This window comes from Celeribacter halophilus, from assembly GCF_900114135.1.
GTDB lineage: Bacteria > Pseudomonadota > Alphaproteobacteria > Rhodobacterales > Rhodobacteraceae > Celeribacter > Celeribacter halophilus.
The window spans coordinates 68,358-77,259 of sequence record NZ_FORY01000016.1 but is presented as its reverse complement, the minus strand read 5'-3'; the positions used below and the strand labels follow the sequence as shown (position 1 = coordinate 77,259).

At 52.3% G+C, this 8,902-nt stretch carries 12 protein-coding genes; all 12 read left to right on the top strand.

Features of this window, described 5'->3' with window-relative positions; all coding sequences use genetic code 11:
- Positions 1 to 282 (top strand): integrase core domain-containing protein (locus BM152_RS14895; protein WP_139222490.1); only part of this gene is annotated, 282 nt, incomplete at its 5' end.
- A 24-nt stretch (positions 283 to 306) separates the two neighbouring features.
- Positions 307 to 1,743, top strand: coding sequence for a hypothetical protein (locus tag BM152_RS14890; protein ID WP_139222516.1), 1,437 nt, complete (start codon positions 307 to 309; stop codon positions 1,741 to 1,743).
- A complete protein-coding gene (locus BM152_RS14885) occupies positions 1,743 to 2,633 on the top strand; it encodes a hypothetical protein (RefSeq protein ID WP_066600897.1) in 891 nt (296 codons plus the stop codon). Before BM152_RS14890 ends, BM152_RS14885 begins: the two co-directional genes overlap by 1 nt.
- Positions 2,630 to 3,379 carry a hypothetical protein gene (locus BM152_RS14880; protein ID WP_066600895.1) on the top strand — a complete coding sequence of 250 codons (750 nt, stop codon included), beginning with the start codon at positions 2,630 to 2,632 and terminating at the stop codon, positions 3,377 to 3,379. Before BM152_RS14885 ends, BM152_RS14880 begins: the two co-directional genes overlap by 4 nt.
- Positions 3,376 to 3,615: a tail fiber assembly protein gene (locus BM152_RS14875; RefSeq protein WP_066600893.1), complete on the top strand. Its 240-nt coding sequence runs from the start codon at positions 3,376 to 3,378 to the stop codon at positions 3,613 to 3,615. The genes BM152_RS14880 and BM152_RS14875 overlap by 4 nt, the downstream gene beginning before the upstream one ends.
- Before the next feature lie 67 nt (positions 3,616 to 3,682).
- Positions 3,683 to 4,432, top strand: coding sequence for a lysozyme (locus BM152_RS14870; RefSeq protein ID WP_066600889.1), 750 nt, complete (start codon positions 3,683 to 3,685; stop codon positions 4,430 to 4,432).
- A gap of 71 nt (positions 4,433 to 4,503) precedes the next feature.
- Positions 4,504 to 4,653: a hypothetical protein gene (locus BM152_RS19315; protein WP_156444349.1), complete on the top strand. Its 150-nt coding sequence runs from the start codon at positions 4,504 to 4,506 to the stop codon at positions 4,651 to 4,653.
- A gap of 234 nt (positions 4,654 to 4,887) precedes the next feature.
- Positions 4,888 to 5,106: a hypothetical protein gene (locus BM152_RS14865; RefSeq protein ID WP_066600887.1), complete on the top strand. Its 219-nt coding sequence runs from the start codon at positions 4,888 to 4,890 to the stop codon at positions 5,104 to 5,106.
- Positions 5,107 to 5,210: 104 nt separating this feature from the next.
- The gene (locus tag BM152_RS14860) at positions 5,211 to 6,023 is read left to right on the top strand and encodes a glycosyltransferase family 25 protein (RefSeq protein WP_074914381.1); all 813 of its coding nucleotides are present in this window, start codon (positions 5,211 to 5,213) and stop codon (positions 6,021 to 6,023) included.
- Positions 6,020 to 6,949 (top strand): glycosyltransferase family 2 protein, encoded by a 930-nt coding sequence (locus tag BM152_RS14855; protein ID WP_066600884.1) that lies wholly within the window; start codon positions 6,020 to 6,022, stop codon positions 6,947 to 6,949. Before BM152_RS14860 ends, BM152_RS14855 begins: the two co-directional genes overlap by 4 nt.
- 2 nt (positions 6,950 to 6,951) lie before the next feature.
- Entirely contained in the window at positions 6,952 to 7,899 is a 948-nt protein-coding gene (locus BM152_RS14850; RefSeq protein WP_066600883.1) for a glycosyltransferase family 2 protein, read from the top strand.
- A gap of 103 nt (positions 7,900 to 8,002) precedes the next feature.
- Positions 8,003 to 8,881 (top strand): polysaccharide pyruvyl transferase family protein, encoded by an 879-nt coding sequence (locus BM152_RS14845; RefSeq protein WP_066600881.1) that lies wholly within the window; start codon positions 8,003 to 8,005, stop codon positions 8,879 to 8,881.
- Positions 8,882 to 8,902: the final 21 nt, after the last annotated feature.

Genomic DNA, 8,902 nt, shown 5'->3' with positions numbered 1-8,902 from the left:
GACCGGCTCCGCCGATCCGGCGTGCGTATCTCAATGGATGGGAAGGGCCGCTACCTGGACAATATCTTCATTGAGAGGCTCTGGCGAACCCTGAAATACGAGTGTGTCTACCTGCATGCTTGGGAGACCGGATCAGAAGCGAAGGCAGGCATCCGGAAATGGATGACCTTTTACAACAACCAACGCCCACACTCAGCCCTTGGCGGCAGGCCGCCAGCCGTGGTCTATTGGCTGAGAAATGACAGAACACAACCCGATCAGCAGGAGCAGAGAGTAGCTTAATTTACGCCAGATCCTGTCCAACAAATGGGGAGTAGCTCAGAGGGCTTCGGGGTGAGCCTTGTCGAAGGCTTGGTCGTCGGTGTGCAGGATGCCGCGCCGCTTGCGCAAAAGGCTGTGTCGTCTCTTGGCGAGAGCCTTGCGCAGATTGCTTCCTCGACGGGACAGTCGATTTCGCAGGGCTTTGCATCGTCTCTCGCGCAGGGTGATCTCGTGGGTGGTGTGAAAGGGGTTTTCTCCAATTACATGTCGGGTGCAACGCAGTCTTTCACTTCGGTTCTGTCGGATGCCTTCACTGGTGGTGGTTTTGCCTCCATCGGGACAAGCCTCTCTACGGCTTGGAGCGGAGTGACATCGGCGGTTTCTGGGATTTCTTGGGGTTCTGCCAGTTCCATCTTTAGCGGCATTGGGGCTGCGGCCTCTGCGGCCATGCCGATCATCGGTGCGGTCGGTGCTGTGTTCGGTCTGATCAAAGGGTTCAGCTCGAAAAAGCTGATCGGGACGGGGTTTGATTTCTCGTTCAAAGATGGCGAGCTTTTGGGGGGCACCTATGAAACCTGGAAGAAAAAGAGCTGGTGGGGGCTGAAAACCAAGACCTCAACCAAACTCAAAGCGTTCGATGATGAAACCTCTGCGGCCTTGATGGAGCAGGTCGAAGCGGTTCAAAAGGTTGTCTCCGAGACCTACAAGGCGGCTGGTGAGGCTGTCGAAGAGGGTTTCGTTGAAGGGTTCGATTACGACTTCGGAAAGATTGAAACCAAAGGTCTCAGCGAAGATGAGATCGCGGAGAAAATTTCCGAGGCGTTTTCAGATTATGGGGATGCGATCTCCGAAGTGATTGGCGGGGTCTCTCTTGAGTTGGCTTCGACCTTTGCGCAGGTGAAAAACATTCTTGAGCCCAGCGGACAGGCCTTTCTCGGCACGTTCGCAGAGATGGCCGAGGCCGCGTCCAAGGTAGCTGATCTGGTGGGGGGCACGTCTGCGCTGTCCTCTGGTGTCAGCTCCTTTGTGGCGACGTATTTCAGCGAGGCGGAGCGCTTCCAGGTGGTCTCTGATCAGGTGGCGGCGGTCTTCGATGGTCTGAGCATGGCTATTCCGGACACGCTCAAGGGGTTCCGTGAGTTGATCCTGTCGCAGGATCTGATGACGGAAAGCGGTCGCGAGACTTATGCGACGCTGTTGGGCGTGGCGGATGCTTTCGCTGCGGTCAACTCCGGGCTTGATGAAAGCTTTGATGCCTCCGGTGGCTGGTATGCCAATGAGTATGAAGCGCGGTTGGCACAAGTGGCGGCGGCGCGTGGGTATTCGACGGTAACGGAGGTCGCGCAATCGTCGGGCACGACGCAATACGGGCGGACCTCGCTCGGGGGGGATGAGGGGGCGGCGGTGCAGCTCCTTCAGACCATGGTCGGGATTTTCAAGACCTGGGACGAAGAGGGCTATCCGCAAGAAAGGAGCTTCTGATGCTGGTCTGTGAACCGGTTGAAATCTCGCTGGATAATGTGTCGGTGTCAGTGACCGAAAATGATGAGCCTGCATGGGCCGTAGACGTGACCTATGGCCTTGGTGACCGGGTGGTGCGCGATCATCGCATCTTTGAAAGCATGGTCGCGGACAATCTCGGCACGGATCCGGCGTTGGTTGATCAGAGCAAGGTCTCGGCGGAATGGCTGGAGGTGCAATACACCAATGCCTATGCCGCCTTTGATGGGGTGCTTGATAACCCGACTGTGGCTTCCGAGAGTCTCGTGATCGATGTCACGGTTTCGGACAGTTTCGATGTACTGGGCCTGTTCGGGGTGCGTGCCGTGTCGGTTTCTGTGGTGTTCTATAACGCTGCGGACCAGAAGGTCGGTGAGCGCTCCTTGTCGCTGGGCGGGCGCGAGGTCTCCGGCTGGTGGGAGTGGTTTACGATCACACCTGATCCGCGTCGGGATAAGGCGTTTTTCTACGGCATTCCGGTCTCGGCTCGACGTGTCGTGATCGAGGTGCTGGGCGGGGCTTTGTCCGTGGGCGAGGTCTTTCTCGGTCAGTCCTTCTATGTGGGGGAAGCGCAGCCAAAAACCTCAGGTCGGACGGTGACCGCATCTCGCTATGAGGTGAATGACTTCGGGCGCACGATCTGGACCAAGCGGCCGACGCGGCGGGAAATGACCTATATCGTCGAAGCGGATCGTTTTTCGTTCGAGTCCATCGAGCCGCGCATGGGTGAGTTGGCCGGTTCTCTGGTGGTGACGGTTGGGGCGTATGACATTCCCTCGACCATTCACTTTGGCATCTTGGGGACAATCGACTGGGTCGAAGATGGTCCGGACGAATATCTCTACTCTTTCACAAATAAGGGGCTGTCATGAGCTTTACTGAAATCACGCCCTATGACGGGCAGTTGCCGTCTTCGAGCGACCCGGCGTCTTTCGATGGGCGGGCATCGGCGCTTATGTCGTGGCTGGTTGCGAATTTTGCGCCGGAAATTCAGGCTTTGGCTGTCGAGATCGCAACGGCGTTGAATGGCGAAGAGGATACGCTGGCGGCGGTGCAGGCTTTGTCGGATAGTCTTAAAAGCGCTGCGCATTATAACGCCAACGACGATGAGGATTTTACTGTGGACCCAAATGCTCTCCCGACGCGAGGGAGTGTTCTGACCTATATTGACTCGCTCAAGCCGCAGCTACTTGCCTCGTGGGAGCATTCGGTGGACGTGAACACGATTGATTTTACCGGCCTTGATGATTGGGAAGTTGTCAAATTGTCCTTTGAAGGTCTGATCACGACTGATGCCACTCTTCTTGTGCGAGTTTCATTTGATGGTGTGACGTTCGAAAACTCAGGCTACACGTCTACGGTTTCTAACACCAATGATGAATCGTCTAGTTCATCAGGTATCATTTTTACCCGTGTGAGCGGTAATATTAAAAGCGGGCACTTGGACATTTCCGGTCTTGGTGGGGGAGCTGTGGCGCATGGAGTTATGACCTATGGGTCAAACGTGCTCATGTCTTCTGGGGTTGCCCCTTTAGGGGTGGTGAGTGCTCTGCGTTTAGCTGCGGATGCCAGTATCACGGCGGGTAAAATCAATCTCTATGGGGTCGTGAAGCGATGACTGTAAAAATTTCCTCCTTTATTCGTGAAGTTGAGCCTCCATCTGATGCAGACCTTCTTGCCTCGATCCGCGTCAAGCGTGATCCGCTTTTGGCGGCGTCTGACTGGACGCAAATGTCGGATAGTCCGCTGTCGGCCGAGGACAAGGCTGCTTGGGCAGTTTATCGCCAAGCTTTGCGCGACATCACCGAGGCGAAGGATTTGAGCGCGGTGGTCTGGCCTGATCCGCCCGCTTAAGACGCTCTCACATCATAATCGCAAGCCGCCTTCGGGCGGCTTTTTTCATGCCGAAGAGAGGGGCAAAATGAGCAGAATTGAACAAATGGCATCGACTAAGGTGGCGCTGACGGTTTCGGGAGGGTCGATCGCGTGGCCGTGGGTGATGCCGTCCCCCGAGCAGTATGCGAGTTTTCTCAACACCATTGTGATCCCGACTTGTGGGGCTGTGATCGGGATCATGACGATCTTTCTTAACCTGACGAAAATCATCAATTGGTGGAAAAGCCGAAAAGTCGATTTTCATCAGGATGAGAGTGGGGCAATCAGCAAGCGCGGCGCAGGTGTGATGGTCGGCGGCATTCTGACGGCCACTCTTGCGACGGGGCAATGGGCCTACACTTCTGCATGGGAAGGTTATGAAAACTGCGTTTACCTCGACAGTGGTGGCTACCCGACAGTTGGCGTGGGGCATATGGATCCGACATTGAAAGTCGGGGACTGCTATTCAGACGAGCAGATCGAGGCATGGTTCTGGGAGGATATGGCGGAAAAGGTGGATAAGCCGCTGAGCCATTGCATCACCAATCAGAGCATCCCTGAGAATACCGTGATGGCTGTGCGCGACTGGACGTTCAATGTCGGGGGTGGCGCTGCCTGCAATTCAACATTGGTGCGTCGCCTGAATGAAGGTCGACTACGTGAAGCCTGCGAGCAGCTACCACGATGGGTCTATGTGAAAGGGTTCGTTGTGCGGGGCCTTGAGAGCCGGCGCTGGCGTGGCCTTCCAGGCATGCCGCCATCGAACCGCGCTCTGTGCTTGTCGGGCCTGACATGACATCCGGTCAGAGCGTCTATTGGACCGCTCGGCCTAACGAGCTCACACTTATTCTCGCCCATGGTGAAAGGATGATTGTGCCGCGTTGTGATTATGCCGGCGCAATTGGCTCTCTTGGCGCGGCGTATGCGGAAGGGCGATCTGCGGAGGTCGCTGGCATCTGCATCGAGCCGCGGCGGGTCATTCATCTTCTGGGCGATCTGGTGGAGGTGGTGCGGTGATTTTTTCCATACGTAAAAAAACTGTCACATATCTGGTTGCGGCGCTTTCTGTGATCGCTCTTGGTCTCGGTTGCTGGGCCATAATGCTTCGCGAGCAGATCGACATCGCTGAGGCCAAGATCGGTGGATTTGAAGAGGCCGCGCGAATTCGGCGGCAGTCTGACTAGGAGCAAGCGCGGTTTCGTAAAGAGGCTGCGCAACTCGATGACTATCTCGACTCAAAGGAGGGCGGTGATGAACCGTTGTCTGATTATCTCTCTGATGCTGCTGGGCGGCTGTGGCCATGAGCCAGCACTGTCTTTGCTCGACCTTGAGCCCTGTGCGGGTTGGGAGGGGCCGCTGCCTGCGACAGAATCGCAATTTGCGCGAGCTGCGGCGGCTGAGCGGGCAGGGCGGCTGTGTGCGAATGCTAAATTGGAGGCGGTCAGTGAGGCGGTTGGTGGTGGAATGTGAGCAGGTTTGAGGTGTTGCAAAGTTTACTATACGTAAACCTTGCAACTGGTTTTTATTATCAATAATTTTGCCCCCGCATTTTGCTATTTGGGGGGGGTAAAGCATTGTTAATTAATGGAAAAATTAAATCCTTTGTGATTAATTTGGAAGCCAGCACTGAACGTTTTGAGTATGCAAAAGAACAATTGGATAGGGCTGGCATACCTTTTGAACGTGTGCCGGCTTTTGATGGTCGCACGACTGCGTCAACGTCATTTCCAGAGTATGATGAAGCCAAAGCTCTATCATGGTTCGGGCGCAAACTCTCAGGTGCAGAGCTAGGTTGTTACTTTAGTCATATCGACTGTGTGAGACGATTTCTTGAAAGTGATGCTGTCTATGGGCTGAGCCTCGAAGATGATCTCGAATTGATGCCGGATGCGGCGCAATCTCTGTCAAGTTTGCTTGATTATCTTGAAGCTGGGCGCGCGCCCGGTTGGCATATGGTGAATCTTGGTCGGCCTGTAAAACGTTTTGGTAGTGAAGTTGCGCGTTTCTCGACCGGGCAACAAACGCGTGTTTTGTGCCGTGCGCACTACTTCCCAGATACGACGACTGCGATCTTGTGGTCTCGAGAAGGTGCAAAGCAGTTTCTAGAAACGGCAGACCACATCTATATGCCTATCGACCACTTTCTGCGTCGTTGGAATTGTCATGCAGATGCCGGATACGGCTTCATCGATCCGCCTATTACGACTTCAGGGGCGGAAAGTGACATCCTGCGAGCAACAACAGGACAAGATACCTCACGCGCGCGGTTTTATCATCTGCGCAAACATCGACGACTTCAGTTGAATAAGAGAAACGCCAAACGCAATCGCAAAGCGTTTCAGGAAAGGATGCCTGCGGGTTTTCAACAAAGAGTTCCGGGGGAATGAACGAGAATGTGATTGTTTTAGCCGTTTGTACATTCAAACGGCCAGAAATGTTGCGGAGATGTCTGGCCTCTGTAGGTCGGCTGACCGTGCCCGAAGGCGCCAGTCTGGTTATTTGTGTAGTAGACAATGAAACGTCTAAAGCCACAGAGGAGCTCGTGAGAGAGGTGAGTGCAGGACATGTGTGCTACCTTCCTCAGCCTGAACGGGGCATCGTACATGCGCGCAATATGGCATTAGATTGGGCCATTGATCAAAACGCTGATTGGATCGTTTTTCTTGATGATGACCAGACGGTCTCCGAGGATTGGTTAACTGCGTTAGTTGCAGCTCAAGAGAAAACCGGCGCGGAGGTCATACAAAGTGCTGTTAAGTATATCTCTCCAGAGGGTCATACGCTCAAAAAAGCGAAGGCCTCGTGGAACTGGAATCTGAAATATGTATCGACGAATGGGGTTTTATTCTCTTCACGCCTTGTTCGTCCGGAGGGCTTGGGACTGAGGTTTGATCCACGTTTTAACTTGAGCGGATGTAGTGATCGTTTCCTGTTTCTTCAGGCTGTTCACGAGGGTGTTCACTGTGTTGCAACACCCGAGGCAATTGCCATTGAATTAACGCCAGAGACACGTATTGGGCTCATGGCCTCTTTTCAGAGGCGCTATAAGCAAAACTGGATCAATTCTTATCAGGATGTCGATCTTTACGGCTATTTTGGGGCACTAAAACAGATTGCGCTAAAGGCGGTGTCGGAATTTTATAAAGGAATTCTGTCATTAGTTCTGGGCTTGTTCGTCTTTTTGTTTTCTCGAAAATATGGTCGCCGAAAACTCCATAAAGCTGCACGTAATTTTGGTACAATATTTGGCTCTGTGCGCGGCTTGTTCGCGAAAGAATTACCACAGGCATATTTGCGGACACATGGAGGATAGCGATGGGAGAAGGTCTTCTGTCAGGGGTTGCAGTTTGCATCTGCACCTATAAGCGCCCAGAAATGCTGGCGGCATGTTTGAAAAGTGTCGGACGACTTCAACGGCCGGATGATATGCGAAGCGTTGTCATCGTGATTGACAATGAAGACAGTGAGCAAACGCGGGAGATCGTGAGGGCGGCCAACGCTAATTCCAATATACCGATTGAGTGTCATACTGAAAAGCAGCGTGGCTTGTGCTTTGCCCGCAATGCGGCGCTGTCTCAAGCGCTCGAGTGGCACGCTGACCAGATCGTTTTTATGGATGATGACCAGACGGTGCCACCAGACTGGCTCATAGCAATGCTACACGCCCAGAAAGTAACTGGGGCTATGGTGATACAGTCTTCCATTGAGTTTCGTAAGGTGGGCGGAACCTTGATTAAGGTCGCTCAAAGACAATGGCAGCATGATCTGCCGCAAGCTTACTCTGGTGGGGTTTTATTGGCCTCAGAACTTGTTCGACCTGATGGATACAGCCTTCGGTTCGATGAGCGTTTCAATTTAAGCGGAGGTGAAGATCGTTGGTTTTTTCTACAAGCGAAAGCGGTTGGCGCAAAAATTGTGTTGACGCCGGAGGCTATTATTACCGAGCATGTTATCGATCAAAAAGATAAATTGTCGGTGTTGTTCAAACGACGTTTTGATGCCTATCGGGTTGCGTCTTTACAAGATCTGGAAATGCTGGGCCCAAGGGAAACGTATTTGCGTGTTGCTCGCTTTGCGCCGCTTGCGTTTTATAAGGGGATATCTTCGCTAATTTTGAGCGGTATTATATTACCTTTCAATCGTCGCTATGCACGAAAGAAAATTAGAAAAGCCACATCTGCAATTTCTGAAAGTGTTGGAGCTTTCAGCGGCTTGTGGGGAAGGCGCCTTCCAAATTCGTATAGCACGACAATTGGACGATAGAGCGGTTTATAACATGAAATGTGCTGCTCTCGTAATTGCGCATCTGGAAGGCTGTTTGCGCGGAAAAACGGATGAATTTTTCCACTTTTTGGAGGAGGCGTAGATGAATACTAAACTAAACCCTGAGCCATACGCAGACGCCTATCCTGGCGTCTTGTATCGATTAATTTCAAAATTTGGCCTCACCAATGCGACCAACATGCATTGGTTTTTTAGGCCTGAGAAAGGAATGAATTTTGGAGATTGGATTGGACCATACCTTTTCAATAAAATGACAGGTAAAAGAGCGCGCTTGAGAAAGGCAAAAGGGCCTTGGTCCTACCAAATTTTTAGTTGTGGAAGTATTTTAAGTCATATCGAGGCGCCGGATAAAGCAATTGTGTGGGGCAGCGGTGCCTTAACTGAATGCGCACAATTTGAGAGGCCTAAAAAAATCTTTGCTGTTAGAGGCCCAATGTCTCGAGAAATTTGCCTCAGTCAAGGATACGATTGCCCTGAGGTCTACGGCGACCCTGGTGTGTTGATGCCACTTTTTTATAAGCCTTCAAAACACGAACGCAAAGTGGCACTTGGGATCGTTCCGCATCATACAGAGTTTGATGATCTATTCGAAAAGTTTTCTGGCTGCGAGGGAGCCAAAATTGTCGATGTGAGACAGCCATTGGAAACGGTGATATCCGAAATTTCCGCTTGTAAGGCAATCGTTTCGACCTCGTTGCACGGAGTGATTATTTCACATGCCTATAACATTCCAGTGGCGTGGGCGAAATTCAGTGGACGTTTGATTGGAGATGAATTCAAGTTCAAGGACTACTTCTTGGGTGTCGGCTCTGATGCAATTCCAAGCCCTGTGAACTTGAATAAGGATTATGGCATCGATGATTTGTTGGAATTCGCTATTGGCGGCGAAATTCCAGATCTAGTTTGCGTACAAGATCGTTTGTTGAAGAGTTGTCCATTTAACTCCAAGGGAGCATTTTGAGGTGTTGAATTTTGTGGTGCC